The 20167-nt window shown below is 62.6% G+C and carries 21 protein-coding genes; 5 read left to right on the top strand and 16 right to left on the bottom strand.

Annotated elements, in window-relative coordinates; all coding sequences use genetic code 11:
• Positions 1–254: 254 nt before the first annotated feature.
• From NTH_RS10405 to infC, 16 genes are all read right to left on the bottom strand, one after another.
• Complete coding sequence (locus NTH_RS10405; protein WP_422392379.1) at positions 255–866, bottom strand: transglutaminase-like cysteine peptidase; 612 nt, start codon at positions 864–866, stop codon at positions 255–257.
• Between the two features lie 209 nt (positions 867–1075).
• Positions 1076–2356: a polyhydroxyalkanoate depolymerase gene (locus NTH_RS10400; protein WP_338529950.1), complete on the bottom strand. Its 1281-nt coding sequence runs from the start codon at positions 2354–2356 to the stop codon at positions 1076–1078.
• Between the two features lie 125 nt (positions 2357–2481).
• Complete coding sequence (locus tag NTH_RS10395) at positions 2482–2775, bottom strand: DUF1330 domain-containing protein (protein WP_338529949.1); 294 nt, start codon at positions 2773–2775, stop codon at positions 2482–2484.
• A gap of 23 nt (positions 2776–2798) precedes the next feature.
• The gene (gene pyrF, locus NTH_RS10390; RefSeq protein WP_338529948.1) at positions 2799–3503 is read right to left on the bottom strand and encodes an orotidine-5'-phosphate decarboxylase; all 705 of its coding nucleotides are present in this window, start codon (positions 3501–3503) and stop codon (positions 2799–2801) included.
• 4 nt (positions 3504–3507) lie between these two features.
• Complete coding sequence (locus NTH_RS10385) at positions 3508–4101, bottom strand: NADPH-dependent FMN reductase (protein WP_338529947.1); 594 nt, start codon at positions 4099–4101, stop codon at positions 3508–3510.
• Positions 4102–4124: 23 nt separating this feature from the next.
• Positions 4125–4730 carry a phospholipid N-methyltransferase PmtA gene (gene pmtA, locus NTH_RS10380; protein ID WP_338529946.1) on the bottom strand — a complete coding sequence of 202 codons (606 nt, stop codon included), beginning with the start codon at positions 4728–4730 and terminating at the stop codon, positions 4125–4127.
• A 53-nt stretch (positions 4731–4783) separates the two neighbouring features.
• Positions 4784–5920 (bottom strand): molecular chaperone DnaJ, encoded by a 1137-nt coding sequence (dnaJ, locus tag NTH_RS10375; RefSeq protein WP_338529945.1) that lies wholly within the window; start codon positions 5918–5920, stop codon positions 4784–4786.
• Positions 5921–6148: 228 nt separating this feature from the next.
• Complete coding sequence (dnaK, locus tag NTH_RS10370) at positions 6149–8065, bottom strand: molecular chaperone DnaK (RefSeq protein ID WP_338529944.1); 1917 nt, start codon at positions 8063–8065, stop codon at positions 6149–6151.
• 232 nt (positions 8066–8297) lie between these two features.
• Positions 8298–9293: a Gfo/Idh/MocA family protein gene (locus NTH_RS10365; RefSeq protein WP_338529943.1), complete on the bottom strand. Its 996-nt coding sequence runs from the start codon at positions 9291–9293 to the stop codon at positions 8298–8300.
• Between the two features lie 117 nt (positions 9294–9410).
• On the bottom strand, positions 9411–11816 hold the full coding sequence (gene pheT / locus NTH_RS10360; RefSeq protein WP_338529942.1) for a phenylalanine--tRNA ligase subunit beta: 2406 nt from the start codon (positions 11814–11816) through the stop codon (positions 9411–9413).
• 26 nt (positions 11817–11842) lie between these two features.
• On the bottom strand, positions 11843–12208 hold the full coding sequence (locus tag NTH_RS10355; protein ID WP_338531866.1) for a GFA family protein: 366 nt from the start codon (positions 12206–12208) through the stop codon (positions 11843–11845).
• 29 nt (positions 12209–12237) lie between these two features.
• On the bottom strand, positions 12238–13323 hold the full coding sequence (pheS, locus tag NTH_RS10350) for a phenylalanine--tRNA ligase subunit alpha (RefSeq protein WP_338529941.1): 1086 nt from the start codon (positions 13321–13323) through the stop codon (positions 12238–12240).
• Positions 13324–13333: 10 nt separating this feature from the next.
• Positions 13334–14215, bottom strand: a complete 882-nt coding sequence (locus NTH_RS10345; RefSeq protein WP_338529940.1) for a serine/threonine protein phosphatase — start codon at positions 14213–14215, stop codon at positions 13334–13336.
• 133 nt (positions 14216–14348) lie between these two features.
• Complete coding sequence (gene rplT / locus NTH_RS10340) at positions 14349–14750, bottom strand: 50S ribosomal protein L20 (RefSeq protein WP_338529939.1); 402 nt, start codon at positions 14748–14750, stop codon at positions 14349–14351.
• Between the two features lie 26 nt (positions 14751–14776).
• On the bottom strand, positions 14777–14977 hold the full coding sequence (rpmI, locus tag NTH_RS10335; RefSeq protein WP_338529938.1) for a 50S ribosomal protein L35: 201 nt from the start codon (positions 14975–14977) through the stop codon (positions 14777–14779).
• Positions 14978–15221: 244 nt separating this feature from the next.
• Positions 15222–15758: a translation initiation factor IF-3 gene (gene infC, locus NTH_RS10330; RefSeq protein ID WP_338531865.1), complete on the bottom strand. Its 537-nt coding sequence runs from the start codon at positions 15756–15758 to the stop codon at positions 15222–15224.
• Between the two features lie 201 nt (positions 15759–15959).
• Here infC and NTH_RS10325 point away from each other — a divergent pair, with 201 nt between their 5' ends.
• The 5 genes from NTH_RS10325 (at position 15960) to trpB (ending at position 20164) form a co-directional block, all read left to right on the top strand.
• Complete coding sequence (locus NTH_RS10325; RefSeq protein WP_338529937.1) at positions 15960–16733, top strand: alpha/beta hydrolase; 774 nt, start codon at positions 15960–15962, stop codon at positions 16731–16733.
• Between the two features lie 137 nt (positions 16734–16870).
• Positions 16871–17290 carry a DUF2852 domain-containing protein gene (locus NTH_RS10320; protein ID WP_338531864.1) on the top strand — a complete coding sequence of 140 codons (420 nt, stop codon included), beginning with the start codon at positions 16871–16873 and terminating at the stop codon, positions 17288–17290.
• An 89-nt stretch (positions 17291–17379) separates the two neighbouring features.
• The gene (locus tag NTH_RS10315) at positions 17380–18138 is read left to right on the top strand and encodes a M48 family metallopeptidase (RefSeq protein WP_422392378.1); all 759 of its coding nucleotides are present in this window, start codon (positions 17380–17382) and stop codon (positions 18136–18138) included.
• A 129-nt stretch (positions 18139–18267) separates the two neighbouring features.
• Positions 18268–18927: a phosphoribosylanthranilate isomerase gene (locus NTH_RS10310; RefSeq protein WP_338529935.1), complete on the top strand. Its 660-nt coding sequence runs from the start codon at positions 18268–18270 to the stop codon at positions 18925–18927.
• A 16-nt stretch (positions 18928–18943) separates the two neighbouring features.
• Positions 18944–20164: a tryptophan synthase subunit beta gene (gene trpB, locus NTH_RS10305; RefSeq protein WP_338529934.1), complete on the top strand. Its 1221-nt coding sequence runs from the start codon at positions 18944–18946 to the stop codon at positions 20162–20164.
• Positions 20165–20167 lie beyond the last annotated feature (3 nt).

Genomic DNA, 20167 nt, shown 5'->3' with positions numbered 1-20167 from the left:
AGGGCAGCTTTGCAGCCGTCTTTGCCCAGCCCGCGGCAGAACGCCTTTCCTGATCCCATGGAGCTATTTCGGGAAGTTGAATCGGTTTTCCGGAAGTGCATGAAATCAGGTCGTCAGAGCGTTGTGCGTCCATTCGAGCGCTACACAAGGACGCTCTACGCATCGTTTCGCGAAATGGCATCTTCCGCATATGCGGAAACAGAAGAAGGCAGTCCTTCGTTCGCAAGTCAGATGCACGGCCTTCTGGAGCCGGATTACTGCTGCACTGCGCCCACAAGAAGGTTGTTCTCGCCGCGCAATGTGACCCAGCGGCCGGTGTGGTTGCTCGCCTGGCGCTTCAGGTAGCGGTAGCTGGTGTGGCTCCACAGCTTCACATCGTTGTTCAGATTATCGAGGATATAGTCGCCTTCATCGGTCCGCACTGTCAGGACGGCATGGCCTTCGCCATCCCGTTTGCGCACGACGGTGATGAGAAGGTTCGCAAGGGATATGCCTGTGGCGCTGAGGCGCCGGCGCTTCTCGAGAACGAAGTCTTCGCAGTCGCCAATGCCTTTGGCGGGATAGGTCCAGAGCTCGTTGACGCCGTAGATGTCGACGTCGTTCAGTGGCTTGACCGATCCGTTGACCGACCGGTTGACGGAAGCAAGGCGCCGCATCAAACCGCTACTCATATGCTCAGGCCCGTTGTCAGTCGGGCGCTGAGCGCACTCCCGCGGCCATTTTTTGCAGAATTCATAATGCCCGATGGGCTGGGAGGTGTAGCCGCCCGTCGCCATCAATCCCGTTGCGCCCGCTTGGCCCGCTGCCATGCCAATGGCAACAAACAGCCCCATTGCGGTCCCGCGAACCGCCCGCCCAGCAGCCATTGCGCCGCTCCCACTTTATTTATTTTCATTAATGTGATGTTAACGGAGCAAGCCTGGGGGCTGTCAATTCGTTTTTTTATGCGTCCACTTGAACGTTGCTGAATGGCTCGCGATTGGCTGCTCATGTTGCCAAATTGCTATAGCCTGCCGGGTGCAGGCATCTGCAAAGCCGCAACAGTCTTCCGGGCCAGCCCTTCGGAGGCGGCGAATCAGGTGCGTGGAGACCTGCTGCGTTTCGGGCGAGCCTGCGCCTTGCCGCCGGTGGCGGCGGTGCTTGCCACGAAATCCACGATCCGCGGCACGATCTGCGCCCGGAAACGCGAGCCGTTGAACACGCCGTAGTGCCCGACCGAAGGCTGAACATAGTGGCTGCGGCGGGACTGAGGAATGTTGACGCACAGATCGTGTGCGGCTTGGGTCTGGCCGAGCCCGGAGATGTCGTCCTTCTCGCCTTCGATCGTCAGAAGAGCAACCTTCGAGATGGCGGCTGGCTCGACCGGCTCTTCCCGGTGCATCATCTTGCCCCTGGGCAGGGCGTGCTTGACAAACACCGTATCCACCGTCTGCAGATAGAATTCGGCCGTCAGGTCCATCACCGCCAGATACTCGTCGTAGAAGTCGCGGTGCTTCTCAGCCGAATCGCCGTCGTTCTTCACCAGGTGCATGAAGAATTCCTTGTGCGCGATGATGTGCCGGTCGAGGTTCATGCTCATGAAGCCCGAAAGCTGCAGAAAACCCGGATAGACTTCGCGCATGAAGCCCGGATTGGGCCACGGAACCTGCATGATGACGTTCTCGCGAAACCAGTCGATGCCTCGCTCCTCGGCCAGCTGGTTCACTGCGGTTGGATTGCGGCGGGTATCGATAGGGCCGCCCATCAGGATCATCGAGGCGGGAAGGTTCTTGTCCCCCCGGCCTTCCATCAGCGCGATCGCCGCCAACACCGGCACCGATGGCTGGCAGACCGCCATGACGCTGGCCTGGGGCCCCAGCAGCGCGAACATGTCGATGATGTAATCGATATAGTCGTCGAGATCGAACCGCCCGTCGGACAGCGGCACCATGCGGGCATCAGTCCAGTCGGTGATGTAGACGTCGGCGTGGGGCAACATGGCTTCGACGGTGCCGCGAAGCAGGGTGGCGTAATGGCCCGACATCGGCGCGACCACCAGGAGCCTGGTGCCGGGGTCCGAACCCGCCGGCAGATCGCGCTCGAAATGGATAAGCCTGCAGAACGGCTTTTGCCATACGACACGCTCGCGAACGCCTACCTGCCTGCCGTCGACAGCGGTCGTCTCGATGCCGAAGTCCGGTTTTCCGTAGCGGCGCGTGGTGCGCTCGAACATTTCTGCCGTGGCCGCGATCGAGCGGCCCCAGGCGGTGCTGGCGGCGGGATTGAAGGGGTTCGAGTAGAACAGCCTTATGGCGTCTGCGTAGGCGCGGGCAGGCTGGATCGCCGCATGATGAAATTCATATAGCTGATAATACATCGCCTGTTCAATTTTCCACGGCCACCGGGCGGAACGCGGAACGCGCGTTCACTGCGACCTCGCGTGGAGAGTACCATGCCCATGCTGCAATGCAACACAAAGACAGTGTACAAACGATCGGCCCCTCAGCCGTCATAGCCCTCGACAATGATCATTTCAGCGTCCGCGACTTCCTGCCGGATCGCTTTGGCCGCCTGGTACTCAGCCGAATGGTAGCAGTCCTTCGCGGCCTGCAGGGACGGGAACTCTATGACGACATTGCGTCCGCGGCCCCGGCCTTCCATCGCCTCATAGGCTCCGCCACGCGCGAGGAACTTGGCACCGTGCCGCTCGAAGGCCGGTTTGGCGGTGGCGACGTAGTCCTTGTAGCGCTCGGCGTCGCGGACATCGACATGGGCGATCCAGTAGGCTTTAGTCATTACGCGTTCCTCCCAGAGGTGGATCAGGCCTTTGCGGCCCCGTTCATTTCTTCAAGGATGGCAAGGGCGGCTGCCCTGCGGTCGGGCGCGGCGACGATGGGGCGGGCAACCACGAGATGGCTCGCGCCGGCGCGAACGGCATCGGCCGGCGTCAGCACGCGTTTCTGATCACCGGCGACCGCTCCAGCGGGCCGGATGCCGGGGGTGACGACCGCCATTTCCGGCCCGACGATTGCGCGAACGGCCTTCGCCTCTGCTGCGGAGCAGACGATGCCGCCCATGCCGGCGTCGCGCACCTGTTCGGCGCGGCGCAGCACCAGCGTGTCCGGGTCGTGGTCATAGCCTGCCTCGGCCAAGTCGGCCTCGTCCATTGAGGTCAGCACGGTCACGCCAAGCAGGCAGAGGCCGGAGCCGTGCGCCGCCTCCACAGCAGCGCGCATCGCCTTGGGATATGCGTGCAGCGTCAGCATCGTCATGCCCATGCGGGCGACGCTTTCCACACCCTTCGCCACGGTGTTGTCGATGTCGAGAAGCTTCATGTCGAGGAATATTTTCTTGCCCGACCCAGCGAGTTCGCGGGCGAAATCGAGGCCCCCGGCAAAGGCGAGCTGATAGCCGATCTTGTAGAAGGAAACGGTCTCGCCCAGTTCCGCGACCGCTTTCTCGGCTTCGCCGAGGCTCGGCAGGTCGAGCCCGACGATCAGCCGCTCGCGCATGTTCTGGCTCATCGTCTCAGATCTCTGCACGTGTTGAAAAAATGCGCGCATGCTCAATAAGCGCGCGGCAGGTTCTCGTCATTGCCTTCTTGAGGCGGTCCTCGATGAAATCACCGTTCTCATCGAAAGCTTCCTGCGCACGCGGAACCGAGCATTGGGGCGTGATGACTTCCGCCTGGCAGTTCACCAGCGTGGCGCGGAGATGATTGAGGGCGCGGATGCCGGCGTAGTTGCCGTCAGAGGATGAGCAAAGGGCGATGATCTTGCCGCTGAAGGCGCGGAAGCGCCGGCCTTTCTCATCCGCCTTGACGCGGCTTACCCAGTCGACAGCGTTCTTCAGCAGCGGCGGCACGGAGGCGTTGTATTCGGGGCTGGCGATGAGAACGCCATCATGGGCGCCGATCATGTGCGCCAGCTTCACGGCGTTTTCGGGGATTCCCTTCTCGTTCTCCAGATCCTGATCCATGAGAGGCAGAGGATAGTCGGCAAGCGAAATGCGGGTTACGTCGGCGCCCAACAGAGCCAGTTCCTTCGTCGCCGCATCCGCAGTCATCCCGCTCAGGGCACCGCTGCGAATGGAGCCCGCGAACACCAGAATGCGCGGCGTCATGAGCAATTTCCTTCCGGACCGTTCTATTGTTCCGAGCGGCGGTAGATCCACAATTGCGCCGGCGGTATGTTGCGCACGACGAAATCGAAGTGCTTGACGGAATAGCTGCCCTTGCCGGCGGGCACAGGCGACAGCGCCCCATAGGTGATCTGCACGATGGGGCGGCCCGGGGGCATCAGATCCAGCAAACGTTCCACGAGATCGACCCGCTCCGGCAACGGAAAGTTCAACATGGGGATCGCCGAGATCACGCTGTCGAAGCGGCGGCCCTTCCAGGGCGCCAAGGCCTCGTCGAGATCGAACGCGCTGCCATGGATGAAGTTTACGCCGGGATAGTCGGCGCGCAGCCGCTCCACAAACTCGGCCGAATATTCGATGGAGATCAGGTTTTCCGGTTTGATGCCGCGCTCCAGTATGGCACGCGTGATGACGCCGGTACCGGGGCCGAGCTCCAGAACGGCATCGCCGGAGTCGGGGCGCACGACCGAGGCCATGCGCCGCGCCGTGACGCCGCTGGTGGGAATGATGGAGCCGACCGCCTTAGGCTTATCGATCCAGCCCTTGAAGAAGCGCAACTCCTCGTCGAACCGTTCGGCGAGTGCTTTGCGCATGTCGAGACCCTTGCCCATCATCTACTCCCTTCGGGCGGGACTATCGCCCGGTTTCGTTCGGCATCGCAAGCTCACTCGCCGAATGACTCGAAGAAATCCTTCATCCGAGTGAAGAACCCCGCAGACTGCGGACTGTTCTCGTTCGAGGACAATTTTTCGAACTCCTCGAGCAATTCCCGCTGCCTTCTCGTCAGGCTCTGAGGGGTTTCCACCGCCACCTGAATATAAAGATCGCCTATCTGGGGTTGCCGCAGGACCGGCATCCCCTTGCCGCGCAGGCGGAACTGCCGTCCGTTCTGGGTGCCTTCCGGCACCTTCACACGCGTCTGCGTGCCGTCGAGCGTCGCGACCTCGAAGGCGCCGCCAAGGGCGGCGGTGGTCATCGAGATCGGCACCTTGCAGTAAAGGTCCGCGCCGTCGCGCTGGAAGAACTCGTGCGGCTTGACTGAAAGAAAGATGTAGAGATCGCCAGAGGGACCGCCGCGTAGTCCTGCTTCGCCTTCGCCGGCGAGCCTGATGCGCGTGCCGTCCTCGATGCCGGCGGGAATGTTCACGGAAAGAGAGCGTTCTTCGGTGATGCGGCCTTGGCCGGAGCACTTCGGGCATGGATCCTGTATGGTCTGGCCGCGCCCCTGGCACTGGGGGCACGTCCGCTCGATGGAGAAGAAGCCTTGGGCGGCGCGCACACGCCCTGCACCGTGGCACATCGAGCACTGAACGGGAGAGGTGCCGGGCTTGGCGCCGGAGCCTGAACATTCTTCGCAAGTGACCGAGGTGGGCACGTGGATCTGCGCCGTCTTGCCGGTGAAGGCCTCCTCGAGGGTGATCTCCATATTGTAGCGCAAATCGGCACCGCGATCGCGCCCGCCGGAGCGGCGGCGCCCGCCAGCGCCCATCATATCGCCGAAAATGTCCTCGAAGATGTCGGCGAAGCCGCCGGCGCCAAAACCCTGCTGGCCAAAGCCACGGCCGCCCATGCCGGCATTCTCGAAAGCGGCATGGCCGAAGCGATCGTAGGCGGCACGCTTTTGCGGATCACGCAGCGTCTCGTAGGCCTCGTTGATTTCCTTGAACTTCCTTTCCGCTTCGTCGTCGCCTGGATTCTTGTCCGGATGGTACCGCATGGCGAGCTTGCGGAAGGCGCTCTTAAGCTCTTTTTCGTCGGCGTTTCTCGACACGCTGAGCGTCTCGTAAAAATCTGCCTTCATGAATTCACGACTCGCTTGTTGGCCGGAGCGGCTTTCATCCGTGGGGTTTTCGGAATTTAGGTGCTGAGGCGGTCAAATGCCATAGTTTGAAGCGCATTGCCAGAGCGTAGCGCGACGCCGATCACGGCTGGACTCGGGTTCCTCCTGGCGGCAGGAGCGTTGCTCACGGCGCAGAAAAGGCCCGGGTGCAAAACACCCGGGCCTTCATTGGATCTGCTGGGCGAACGATCAGGCCGACTTCTTGTCGTCCTCATCGATCTCCTCGAAATCGGCGTCGACGACGTCTTCGTCGGATTTGCCGGAAGCTTCGCCGCCTTCTTCTCCACCGCCAGCTTCGGCCTGCTGGGCCTCGTACATGGCCTGGCCAAGCTTCATGGAAGCCTCGGCGAGTGCGGTCGTCTTGGCTTTGATATCCTCGACGTCGTCGCCCTCGAGCGCTGTCTTCAGGGCGGCGATGGCATCCTCGATGGCCTTGCGGTCATCCTCGGAAACCTTCTCGCCATAATCCTTGAGCGACTTCTCCGAGGAATGGACCAGCGCCTCGCCCTGGTTCTTCACCTCGACGGTTTCGCGGCGCTTCTTGTCGGCCTCGGCATTGGCCTCGGCGTCCTTGACCATCTTTTCGATCTCGTCATCGGAGAGGCCGCCGGACGCCTGGATGCGGATCTGCTGCTCCTTGCCGGTGCCCTTGTCCTTGGCCGAGACGTTGACGATGCCGTTGGCGTCGATGTCGAAGGTGACCTCGATCTGCGGCACGCCGCGCGGTGCGGGCGGGATGCCCACGAGGTCGAACTGGCCGAGCATCTTGTTGTCGGCCGCCATCTCACGCTCGCCCTGGAAGACGCGGATAGTCACCGCGTTCTGGTTGTCCTCAGCGGTCGAGAAGACCTGGCTCTTCTTGGTGGGGATCGTCGTGTTGCGGTCGATCAGCCGCGTGAACACGCCGCCCAGCGTCTCGATGCCCAGCGACAGCGGCGTGACGTCGAGAAGCAGCACGTCCTTGACGTCGCCCTGCAGCACGCCAGCCTGGATGGCGGCGCCCATGGCGACCACCTCGTCCGGGTTCACACCCTTGTGCGGCTCCTTGCCGAAGAAGTTCTTGACCGTCTCCTGGACCTTGGGCATGCGGGTCATGCCGCCGACCAGCACCACCTCATCGATCTCGCCCGCATTGATGCCGGCGTCCTTGAGGGCTGCCTTGCAAGGCTCGACCGTGCGCTTGATGAGATCCTCGACCAGGCTCTCGAACTTGGCACGCGTCAGCTTGATCGCCAGGTGCTTCGGACCGGTCTGATCTGCCGTGATGAAAGGCAGGTTGACCTCGGTCTGCGAGGAGGACGACAGCTCGATCTTCGCCTTTTCCGCAGCCTCTTTCAGGCGCTGGAGGGCGAGCTTGTCGTTTTTCAGGTCGATGCCCTGCTCCTTCTTGAACTCGTCGGCGAGATAGTTGACGAGGCGCATGTCGAAGTCCTCGCCGCCGAGGAAGGTGTCGCCATTGGTCGACTTCACCTCGAACACGCCATCGCCGATTTCCAGGATTGAGATGTCGAAGGTGCCGCCGCCAAGGTCGTAGACGGCAATGGTCTTGCCTTCCTTCTTGTCGAGGCCATAGGCGAGCGCCGCGGCAGTCGGCTCGTTGATGATGCGCAGCACTTCCAGCCCGGCGATCTTGCCCGCGTCCTTGGTAGCCTGGCGCTGGGCGTCGTTAAAATAGGCAGGAACGGTGATGACGGCCTTCTCGACCTTCTCACCGAGGTAGGATTCAGCCGTTTCCTTCATTTTCTGAAGGATCATGGCCGAGATCTGCGAAGGCGAATACTGCTTGCCTTGGGCTTCCACCCAGGCGTCCCCCGAATCAGCCTTCACGATCTTGTAGGGGACGAGCTTCTTGTCCTTTTCAACCGTCGGATCCTCGAAGCGGCGGCCAATGAGGCGCTTGATCGCGAACAGCGTGTTCTCAGGATTAGTCACAGCCTGGCGCTTTGCCGGCTGGCCGACCAGACGCTCATCCGAATCCGTGAATGCGACAATCGAGGGCGTCGTGCGCGAGCCCTCGGCATTCTCAATGACCTTCGCGTCCTTGCCGTCCATGACGGCGACACAGGAATTTGTCGTTCCGAGGTCGATACCGATTACCTTTGCCATTTACTCTCTCCGCTAAGCAGACTGTCAGGACCCATTGAGGCGTTCCAGGCAACAGCCCCTGTTCTCAAGAAATTGCCGCTTCGCAGAGTTGGCGAACGCTGCTCCGCGGCCTCGCGGCGTATATAAGAAGCCCCTTTTTCTCGCGCAAGGCGATTTCCGGGGATCTTGCTGGCGCCACACCAGCTTTTCGCCCGCCAGATGCCATGCAAAAGCCGCCGCCGGTGCCGGCGCTTCAGATCCCCTCGACCGTTTCCCAGCCCTCATGGCCGGAGGCACGGAAGATCGCGTCTATGACCTTCTGGTTCTTCACCGAATCCTCCAGCGAGAACAGATCGGCCTTCTCTCCCTTCGCCGCACGGGCGAAGGCCTCGGCCTGAAGCCTGTACTGGCGGACGTCGCCGAAGCGGTACACGGTCGATCGGGCGTGATCGACATTGTGAAGGATGAGGCGATCGTCGCCGTAGATACGCGAATTGAAGGGGGTTTCGACCTCGATGAAGCCCTCGTCCCCGTGGAAGACCATCGTCTGGCGCGCCGCCATCTGAGTGGAGACGTAGAAGCTCATCTCGAAGTCGGCGAAATCAGCCTTCACGCTGGCATAGACATCCGTGCCGAAGATCTTGTCGCGCTCCACCACGGCCTGGATGCGCCGAGGTTCCCGTCCGGTGACGAAGCGGGCGGTCACCGTCGGATAGACGCCGATATCGGGCAAGCCGCCGCCGCCCAGCTCCGGCCGATTGCGCATGTTGCCCGGATCGACGTTGTGATAGGTGAAGGCGCCCTGAACATGGCGCAGGCGGCCGATGGCGCCTTCCGCGATCAGTTCGCGCGCCTTCAGCCATTGGGGATGGTAGGTCACCATGAAGGCTTCGGCGACCACGACCTTGTTGCGGTCGCGCGCTTCGATCACCGGCGCGATGTGCTTGGCATCCAGCGCCAGCGGCTTTTCTACGAGCACGTGCTTTCCGGCATCGGCAGCTTTCACCGCCCATTCCACATGCTGCGAGGTGGGCAGGGGGATATAGACGGCATCTATTTCAGGCGAAGCGAGCATGGCGTCGTAGGAACCGAAGATACGGGGAATGCCGAATCGCGCCGCGACAGCTTTTGCCCGCGCTTCATCGCGGCTTGCAATGGCCGTGACGACGCCGTTGTCCGTATCCAGCAACTGTGGAATGACGTGTTCGCGGCCGATCTTCGCCGTCGAAAGAATACCCCATCGCAACATTATTTCGCCTCCCGAAAATATTCGCGTCAACCTAACGGGCGCCATGCCAAATGAAAAGGCAGGCACCCACGCCGCTTGACCGGCGCCCGCGGCTTCTCCCGCCCGATGGGACAAAGGCTAGCCGCGGAGCACGCCGCCGGTCTGCTTGTTGACGTTTTCGACCACCCTTGCGGCCAGCGCCTCGAAGTCCTCCTCGGTGAGGGTCTTGTCGACCGGCTGGATCGAGACTTCGACCGCCACCGACTTTCGATCCTCACCAAGGGCTGCACCCTCGAAGACGTCGAAAACGCGCACGCCGGTGATGAGCTTCTTATCGGCTGCGGCGGCGGCGCGGGTGATGCTGGCGGCCTCGACCGCCTTGTCCACGACAAAGGCGAAGTCACGCCTCACCGCCTGGAACGGCGAAAGATCAAGTCTCGGCTTGGTGCGCGTGGCGCGCGCTTTCGGTTCCGGAATCGCGTCGATGAACACCTCGAAACCGCATAGCGGGGCGGAGACGTCGACGGTCTCCAGCGTTTTTGGATGAAACTCGCCGAAGGTGCCGAGCACGACCTTCGGGCCGAGCCTGATCGTGCCGGAGCGGCCCGGGTGATACCACTCCGGTCCACCGGCGACGACCTGCAGCTTGTCCACCGGCGCTCCGCAAGCCTCCAGCACCGCCAGGGCGTCGCTTTTGGCGTCGAAGACACCGACCGCCGGGGCGTTGCCCGACCAGTGGCGCCCATGCGCTTCCATACGGGCGGTGCCGCGGCGCACGCCGGCCGCCACGCGGCGCTGATCGCCCGCCTCGTCGCCCTCATAGATGCTGGACACTTCGAACAGGGCAACGTCGCCATAGCCCCGGTCGGCATTGCGCTGGGCGGCTGCCAGAAGGCCGGGCAGCAGTGAAGGGCGCATGTCCGACATGTCGGCGGCGATCGGGTTCGCCAGTTGCAAGGCCCCGGCGCCGCCTCCGAAGAGAGCTGCATGGTCATGCGGGATGAAGGTCCAGGTGACGGCTTCCATCATGCCGCGCACCGCGAGCGCCCGCCGGGCGAGTCTCGTGCGGACCTGCAGCGTGGTGAGGATGCGCTGGCTGACCGTGCCCGAGGCGGGAAGCGGCTGCGGCGCGATCTCGTTGACGCCGTGGATGCGCATAACCTCTTCGACGAGATCGGCCTTGCCGTCCACGTCCGGACGCCAGGACGGGATGGAGACGAGAGCTGTCTCACCGCTTCCCTCGACGCCGAAGCCCAGCCGCCTGAGGATGCCGGCGCTCTCGTCGGCGGTCACGTCCAGGCCGGTCAGGCGCTTGACCTCGCTGTATGGGAAGCTGACGGTGCGTGGCTGGTAGCCGGCGTAGCCTTCCACCTGGGCCTCGGTCGCCTCCCCACCGCAGATTTCCTGCACAAGGCGGGTGGCCAGTTCGAGGCCCGGCACCATCATTTCCGGGTCGGCACCGCGCTCGAAGCGGTATCGCGCATCGGTGATGATGCCGAGACTGCGGCCTGTGCGGGCTATATTGGCGGGATTCCACAGGGCCGATTCGATGAGCACGTCGGTGGTGTTCTCGTCGCAGCCCGATTGCTCGCCGCCCATGATGCCGGCGATGGATTCCACGCCTTCCTCGTCCGCGATGACGCACACATCCGAGGTCAGCTCGTATTCTCGTTCGTCGAGCGCCAGCACCTTCTCACCGTCGCGCGCGCGACGGACCGTGAGATTGCCCCTCACCTTGGAGGCGTCGAAGACGTGCAGCGGGCGGCCCCGGTCGAAGGTGACGTAGTTGGTGATGTCGACCAGCGCGTTGATGGGCCGCAGACCGATGGCGATCAGCCTCTGCTGCATCCATTTAGGCGACGGACCGTTTTTCACGCCCTTCACCGCGCGCAGGGCAAAGCCTGGGCACAGATCGGGCGCAGCGATGGACACGGTCACGGGGCTTGGCCCCTTGCCGGCAACGGGTTCCGCCGCCGGAGTTTTTAGCCGGCCGAGCCCGGCTGCCGCCAGATCGCGCGCGATACCGAGGACGCCGGTGCAGTCGGGCCGGTTGGGGGTCAGTCCGATCTCGATCACCGGATCGTCGAGCCTGGCCCACTGCGCATACGGCATGCCAACAGGAGCATCCGCGGGCAGGTCGATGATGCCTTCATGCTCGTCGGAAAGCATGAGCTCGCGCTCGGAGCACATCATGCCGTGGCTTTCGACGCCCCGGATGTTGCCGACCGACAGGGTGGTGTCGATGCCCGGCACATAGGTGCCCGGTGCAGCGAACGCGCCGACGAGGCCTGCGCGCGCATTGGGAGCGCCGCAAACGACCTGCACCGGCTTGCCATCGCCTGTGTCGACGGACAGCACCCGCAGCCGATCGGCGTCGGGATGCCTTTCAGCGCTCAGGACTTTCGCGATCACGAACGGCCTCAAAGCCGCCTTGTCATCGATGGACTCGACCTCGAGCCCGATCATGGTGAGCTTTTCCACGATCTCGCCGAGCGTCGCGTCGGTCTCGAGGTGATCTTTTAGCCAGGAAAGCGTGAATTTCATCGCAAATCGTTCCTCAGGAATTCCGGTCAGCGCTCAATGCTGAAGCGTTCAAAACGTGGAAGGTGGTCGTCAATCTTCAGAAATGGCAGGCGCTGACTTTCGAATGCATGCAGAGTCGGCGCGAAACGCTCGGGCTCATTCATCACACCCAGATAGACGCAGACTTCTCCCGGCAGTTTCTCGTCCCGATAAGTGAGCGGGCTGCCGCAACGGCCGCAGAAGCTTCGCTCTATCGACCCTGCACGAAAGCTGCGGCGCGCTTCGCCCTCGAAGGTAGTCATTTCCTCCGGGAAGCCGACAAAAGCTGCGACCGGCACTCCGGTTGCCCTACGACAGTCGCCGCAGTGGCAATAGGAACGCCAGATCGGCCCGGCGTGGGCCGCAAACCGCACCGCAGCGCAGAGGCAACCGCCTTCGCAAATCACGAGCTCAACCCTGCGAACAGCGTCGGTATATCGAGCGGGCGGAAGCCGTAGTGGTCGATCCAGCGCACGTCGGCGTCGAAGAAGGCCCGCAGATCCGGCATGCCGTATTTCAGCATGGCGATGCGGTCGATGCCCATGCCCCAGGCGAAGCCCTGATACTCGTCGGGGTCGATGCCCGACATGCGAAGGACGTTGGGATGCACCATGCCGCAGCCCAGGATTTCCAGCCAGTCGGAGCCTTGGCCGATACGGACCTCGCCCGGCGTCGAGCGGTCGCACTGGATATCCAGTTCGAGGCTCGGCTCGGTGAAGGGGAAATAGGACGGGCGGAAGCGCATATTGACGGCTGGCACCTCAAAGAAGGCCTTGCAGAACTCCTCGAGCACCCATTTCAGGTGGCCGACGGTGGACGTCTTGTCGACGACCAGCCCTTCGAGCTGGTGGAACATGGGCGTGTGGGTGGCGTCCGAATCCTGCCGGTAGGTCTTGCCCGGAATGACGATGCGGATTGGCGGCTTCTGTGCCTCCATCGTGTGGATCTGGACCGGCGACGTATGGGTGCGCAGGAGCTTCTGCTCGCCCTTTTCGTCGGGCGGGAAGAAGAAGGTGTCGTGCATTTCACGGGCGGGGTGACCTTCAGGAAAATTCAGCGCCGTGAAATTATAGTAGTCGGTCTCGATGTCCGGGCCCTCGGCGATCTCGAAGCCCAGGTCGCCGAAGATCGCGGTTATCTCGTCGATCACCTGGCTGATCGGATGGATGCGGCCACGCTCGGCTGGTGGGCGAACCACCGGCAGCGTGACGTCGACCTTTTCGCGCTCCAGACGGGCGGCAATCGCCGCATCGCGCAGGATCGCCCGGCGCTCGGCGAGGGCTTCGGCGATGCGGTTCTTCAAACCGTTTATCGCGGGACCCATCACCTGCCGCTCTTCCGGGGTCATTGCGCCCAGCGTCTTCAACTTCTCCGAGATCGTCCCCTTCTTGCCCAGCGCGGCGACGCGCACCGCCTCGATCGCCTGCTCGTCGGAAGCAGCGGCGATCTCGTCGAGGATCGAACGTTCGAGTTGGTCCAGATCGGTCATGGTCCTTCCTTCAGCCTGCCGCTACCGGCTTTGACGTTTCGGTTTCGGCTCCTGTCGCGGCCAGCGTCCCTTTCAGGAAGCGGGTCGCCGAGAGCAGCCTTCGCCCGTCGCTGCCGAGCAGCGACACCTTTTCAACCAGGGAGAGGACAGGAAGCAAGGGCGAAAGCACATTGATGATGGATTTGAGGCCGATCAGCGAGCCCGAGGGCGCTTCGGCGCGATAGGCGGCCAGCGCCCTGTCCTCGGTCTCCGGCTGAAGGGCCTGGGTGGAAATCTGCAGGAATAAAAGCCAGACGTCCCGTGCCTGCGCGGCGCACAGCGGCATCGAGGCTTCCGGCTCTTCCTCGAAGTCGACAAATCCCCACCCGCCTTCGGCAATGAACATGTCGCGCGGATGGGGACGGCCGTGACAGAGGCCACGGCTGTGGGCACGACCGAGCACGGCTGCGGCCTCGATCAGCAATCTGTCATGGCGCAAGGTATCCACCAGCCTGAGCCGGTCGAGCTCGTGCTGGACGATCCTCGCCTGATCCGAAAGCACCATGATCGCGGCGGCGCTGTGCAGGACCTGGGGCGTTTCGAAACCAGCCTCGCGAAAGACTTTCATCTTGCGGACTTCGCGCTCGACCATCTGTGCCGCACTCGCTTTTGGAGAGGCCCGCAGAGCATAAACGGGAATGAGCGGCGACAGCACCGCATGAATCCGGCCCGAAAGCGGTGTCGGCTCGGCGTCATAGCGCTTGATCCAGACCCTCCGGCCATCCAGATCGGCGCTGGAAATACGCTGCTGCTGGCCGAGCACAAGCAGGCGTAGCAGGTCCTCCAGTGCCTGAGGCGAGAGGCCGCTCAGGTCTTCCCTATCAGTGCGTTCGTCGAAATGTCCCTTGTTCATCATTATTTTTCCAATCCACAATAGAATCTTTAAAAAAAGCAGCCTTTTCAAAACCCTGACAATGAAAAACCCGCGCCAGCCTTGCCAGCGCGGGTTTCCCGAATTGTGCGAATGCTTGCCGGGAGCGCTGGCCTTAGGCGACAGCGCTTTCAAACGCGTTCGGCGTCGTTTCCTTAAGATATTCCAGAGCCGCCTTCGACTTTTTCACCAGGACGGCAAAAGCCTGCGGCTCATGCACGGCCATATCGGCCAGCACCTTGCGATCGACCTCAATGCCGGCCTTGTTGAGGCCGTCGATGAAGCGGCCATAGGTCAGGCCGTGCTCGCGGGTGGCGGCATTGATGCGCTGGATCCACAGAGCGCGGAAATTGCGCTTGCGGTTCTTGCGGTCGCGATAAGCGTATTGCAGCGATTTTTCGACTGCCTGCTTTGCGATGCGAATGGTGTTCTTGCGGCGTCCACAGAAGCCCTTGGCGGCTTTCAGGACCTTCTTGTGCTTTGCGTGGGACGTGACGCCCCTTTTTACGCGTGCCATGACATGATCTCCTTAATCTCGTCCGCTTAAAATGCGTAGGGCATGAACTTCTTCACGATCTTGGTATCGGGATCGGAAAGAACCGTCGTGCCCCGCGCATTGCGGATGAACTTGTTGGAACGCTTAATCATGTTGTGGCGCTTTCCCGCCTGAGCGGTGATGACTTTGCCGGTGGCGGTCACCTTGAACCGCTTCTTGGCAGAAGACTTGGTCTTCATCTTGGGCATTTTGCTACTCCGTTATTGGCCCGTCGAAGCGCCTTGGTGCTTCGATGCCCGCGGTCCCGGTGGGGTTCGCAAGGGTGTTTCGAGCTGTTTTCAGCATTAGGAACCGACACGGCATGCCCTGCCGGCCGGTTCGAGACGCGGCGTTATAGCGGCGAAGCGCCTTTCACGCAACCGGTTTTGACGAAAGTGGCTGGCCGCAGCGCGGCCAACCTTTCGGCATCAATGGCATGGCGTGGACCACCGCTCAGCGCGGCGCCAGCACCATCATCATCTGCCGTCCTTCAAGCTTCGGCTCGGCCTCGACCTTGGCGATCGGCTCGACCTCTTCCTTCACCCGGTTCAGCAATTGCATGCCGAGCTCCAGGTGCGCCATCTCACGACCACGGAAGCGAAGCGTCAGCTTGACCTTGTCGCCTTCTTCGAAGAAGCGGCGCACGGCCTTCATCTTCGTCTCGTAGTCATGCGTGTCGATGTTCGGCCGCATCTTGATCTCTTTGATCTCGACCGTCTTCTGCTTTCTGCGCGCTTCAGCCGCCTTCTTCTGGCTCTGATATTTCAGCTTTCCGAGGTCGGTGATCTTGCAGACGGGCGGATCGGCGTTGGGCGAAACCTCCACGAGATCGAGGCCCGCGTCCTCGGCGATCCTCAGGGCTTCATCGATCGGCTGAATGCCGCGATTATTGCCCTCGTCGTCGATAAGCTGAACCCGGGCGGCCCGGATCTCGCGATTGGCGCGTGGGCCTTCCTTGACTGTAGGCGGCGCTTTGAATGGTCTGCGAATGGTCGTTGTCTCCTCAAATCATTGACGGAACGGCTGAGCCCCCAGCGACAGGCGTGCGCTATGTGCGCTTGTCGGGCGTTGTGTCAATAGCACAGGCGGGACAAAGAATCACCTGCAAGAACGCGCCGCGACAGCTTTGGACGCGCCGCGGCTTGACGAAGCGGGAGCCGGCGCCAAAAACGATGCTACTGGAGGATATTCATGAACCAAAGCCCGGCAACACGACTCGAAGTCGGCGGAAACGCCATAGCGGTGCGTCATCAGCCCGGGAGCCCGCCCGGCCTCGTCTGGCTTGGCGGCTACAGGTCCGACATGATGGGAACCAAGGCCGTGGCGTTGGCCGAGTGGGCGGCGGCACGAGGGCGGGCGATGACGCGCCATGACTATTCCGGCCATGGGGAGTCGGGCGGTGCCTTCACGGACGGCACCATCTCGCGCTGGCTGGAGGAAAGCCTCGCCGTCTTCCGTCACTTCACCGAAGGCCCGCAGATACTCGTCGGCTCGTCCATGGGCGCATGGATCGCGCTCAGGATGGTTCAGGAACTGAACCGTGCGGGCGAGGGCGATCGGGTCGGCGGACTGCTCCTGCTCGCGCCGGCGCCCGATTTCACCAAGGAGCTCATGGAGCCCGAGCTGACGGATGCCCATCGGCACGACCTGGAACGGCAGGGGTTCATTGAGGAGCCTTCGGAATATTCGGACGAACCCAATATCTACACCAAAAAGCTCTTCGACGACGGGCGCAGGAACCTTGTGCTTGAAGGCATCATCGACACGCATTGCCCGGTGCACATCATCCAGGGCATGGCCGACCCCGACGTGCCCTATGCTCATGCCATGCGGCTGGTCGAACATCTGCCGGCAGACGATGTGACGCTCTCGCTGGTGCGCGACGGCGATCACCGCCTGTCGCGCCCGCAGGACATCGAGATGATCCTGCGGGTGGCCGAGGCCTTGGTCGAAAGGGCCGCCTGAGACGTGGAAGATAGGTGGATTTTCCGCGGATATGGCAGATTCCGCCCGTTCCTTTCTTGAATCGGCGCCAGTCGGTCCCCATTTCGATCAATGCGGCCGCAGCCCCCTGCACTTCAACCGATGAGGATCTGGTGACAATGACCAATACTGCCCTTATCCGACCGGCCTGGACTCCCGCGACCATCGCCCTGATGGTGATCGGCTTCATGCTGTTCTGGCCGCTCGGCCTTGCCATGCTCGCCTACATTTTGTGGGGAGACCGGCTCGGAGAATTCAAACGTGACGTCAATCGCGCGACGGACGGCATGTTTGCCAATTGCCGTCATGCCCGGCGCAGCCATGCGCGCACCGGCAACATCGCGTTCGACGAATGGCGCGAACAGGAACTCGAGCGTTTGGCGGAAGAGCGCCGCAAGCTTGAGGCCATGCGCAATGAGTTCGACGACTATGTGCGCGAACTGCGCCGCGCCAAGGACAAGGAAGAGTTCGACCGTTTCATGAACGAGCGGAAATCCGGCCAGGGTTCGAGCGTCCCGAGGGTCAACGGCGAAGACTAAGCTCGCAATTCTTCCACGATCTATCCTGCGGCGCCTTCGGGCGCCGTTTTGCTTATGGCCGAGGCCGGCGAATCGCTTATTCTTGCCCAATGATCTTCAATCCCTTCAAGACAGCGAGACTGAAGGTGGCCACGCCCTGTCTAAGCCACGAGGTTGGCGGGCGGACGCTGCCGCTGCGCGTCGTCGAGAATGCGCGGGCGCGGCGGCTGACGCTCCGTATAGAGCCGGGCGGCAGCGGGCTACGGGTGACCGTCCCCCCGGGAATATCGCCGTCGCAGGTCCAACGCTTCGTCACCCGGCATCAGGGCTGGCTGGAAGAACGCATCGCCAAGCTGCCGGCACGCCCATCGGTGCGGCCCGGCATCAAGGTGCCGCTGCGCGGTGTGCCCCATCTCATCGTGCACGAACCGGGGCGGCGCGGCGGGGTCGCCATCGTCGAGGTCGATGGTCAGCCGGCGCTGGCCGTCAGCGGAGATCGCCGGCATCTGCCCAGGCGCGTCGGCGACTTTCTCAAGCGCGAGGCGAAGCACGATCTTGAAGCGCTGGTCGCAAGGCATACGGCTTCGGTCGGCCGGAAGGCGAAGGCGATCCGCTACCGCGACACGAGCAGCCGCTGGGGTTCATGCACCTCAGATGGCGTCCTGTCCTTCTCCTGGCGGATCATGATGGCGCCGCCGGCCGTCATCAATTACCTGGTCGCCCACGAGGTCGCGCATCTGAAGGAAATGAACCACGGTCCCGGCTTCTGGAAACTGTGCAGAGAACTGTGCCCGCGCACGGATGAGGCCAAGGCATGGCTCAAGCGAAACGGCACGGCGCTGCAGGCGATACGGTTCGAGGACAGCTAAGGGAATAAGGCAATAGGGCGAAAAGATTAAGGTCATTACTGCCTTATTGCCCTATCCTCTACTCCCTCATTGCCCTGCTGCCCCAAACCAACCTCGACTCTGCCAATATTTCATGGCACTGCCTCTCCCATGACGCTCGATATCAAGATCTGTGGCCTGAAAACGGACGACGCCCTTGCGGCGGCGCTGGATTGCGGCGCGAGCCATGTCGGCTTCATCTTCTTCGCAAAAAGCCCGCGCAACGTGGACAAGGCCGAGGCAGGACGGCTTCGGCAAGCCGCGCGCGAACGGGCCAAGGCGGTCGCGGTGACCGTCGATGCCGACGAGGCGATGCTCGACGCCATCGTCGCGGCCATGGAACCCGATATGCTGCAGCTTCACGGCAAGGAGAGCCCGGAGCGGGTCTCCGAAGTCAAGGTGCGCTACAAACTGCCGGTGATGAAGGCGTTCTCGATACGTGAAGCGGCCGATTTCGATGCGGTGCAGCCCTATTACGGCGTTGCCGACCGGTTTCTGTTCGACGCGAAGCCTCCGGCCGGCTCGGAGTTGCCGGGCGGCAACGGCATCGCTTTCGATTGGCGCTTGCTGGCTTCCCTTGACGGCACGGTCGATTACATGCTTTCCGGTGGGCTGAACGCAGGCAATATCGGTGAAGCGATCGCGGCAACGCTGTCGCGCGGCATCGATATTTCCTCCGGCGTGGAAACCGCGCCGGGCGAAAAGAGCCCGCAGCTTATCCGCGACTTCTTTCGTGCCGTCCGGGCGGCGCGCACGGAAGGCGCCGCCTGAGGACGAGGAGACGGTATTGAACCAGCCGGCTGAGCCAAATTCCTTCCGCACCGGACCCGACGAACAGGGAATGTTCGGCATTTTCGGCGGCCGCTTCGTCGCCGAGACGCTGATGCCGCTGATCCTCGACCTGGAGACGCACTGGAACGCGGTCAAGAAAGATCCGGCATTCAAGGCCGAACTGGATCATCTGGGCAGGCACTATACGGGCCGGCCTTCGCCGCTTTATTTCGCCGAGCGCCTGACCGAGCATCTGGGCGGCGCGAAGATCTACTTCAAGCGCGACGAGCTGAACCACACGGGCAGCCACAAGATCAACAATTGCCTGGGGCAGATCCTGCTCGCCCGCCGCATGGGCAAGACGCGCATCATTGCCGAGACGGGCGCCGGTCAGCATGGCGTGGCCTCGGCCACCGTCGCCGCGCGCTTCGGCCTGCCCTGCGTTGTCTATATGGGAGCCACCGACGTCGAGCGGCAGGCGCCCAATGTTTTCCGCATGAAGCTTCTGGGGGCCGAGGTAAAGCCGGTCTCGTCGGGCCATGGCACCCTCAAGGACGCGATGAATGAGGCGCTGCGCGACTGGGTGACGAATGTCGAGGACACGTATTACCTGATCGGCACCGCCGCCGGTCCGCACCCCTATCCCGAGCTGGTGCGCGATTTCCAGTCGGTCATCGGCCAGGAAGCCAAGGAACAGATGCTGGAGGCGGAAGGCCGACTGCCCGACATGCTGGTGGCCGCCGTGGGCGGCGGCTCGAATGCCATCGGTCTTTTCCATCCTTTCCTCGACGACCGCAGCGTGCAGATGGTGGGCGTGGAAGCCGGCGGAAGGGGCCTTGAAGGCGACGAGCATTGCGCCTCGCTGACGGCCGGAGCGCCCGGCGTGCTGCACGGCAACCGGACCTATCTGCTGCAGAACGAGGACGGGCAGATCAAGGACGGCCATTCTATCTCGGCCGGCCTCGACTATCCCGGTATCGGCCCCGAGCATTCCTGGCTGAAGGAATCGGGCCGTGTCGAGTATGTCCCGATCATGGACACGGAGGCGCTGGAGGCTTTCCAGCTTCTGACCCGGCTGGAGGGCATCATCCCGGCGCTGGAGCCAGCCCATGCCCTGGCCGAAGTCATCAAGCGCGCGCCGAAGATGGGCAAGGACAAGGTCATCGTCATGAATTTGTGCGGACGCGGCGACAAGGACATCTTCTCCGTCGCCAAGCACCTCGGCATGGAGGCGTAGGCG

Origin of the sequence: Nitratireductor thuwali (assembly GCF_036621415.1) — a bacterium.
Classification (GTDB): domain Bacteria; phylum Pseudomonadota; class Alphaproteobacteria; order Rhizobiales; family Rhizobiaceae; genus Chelativorans; species Chelativorans thuwali.
This window is presented reverse-complemented; position numbering and strand designations above follow the sequence as displayed.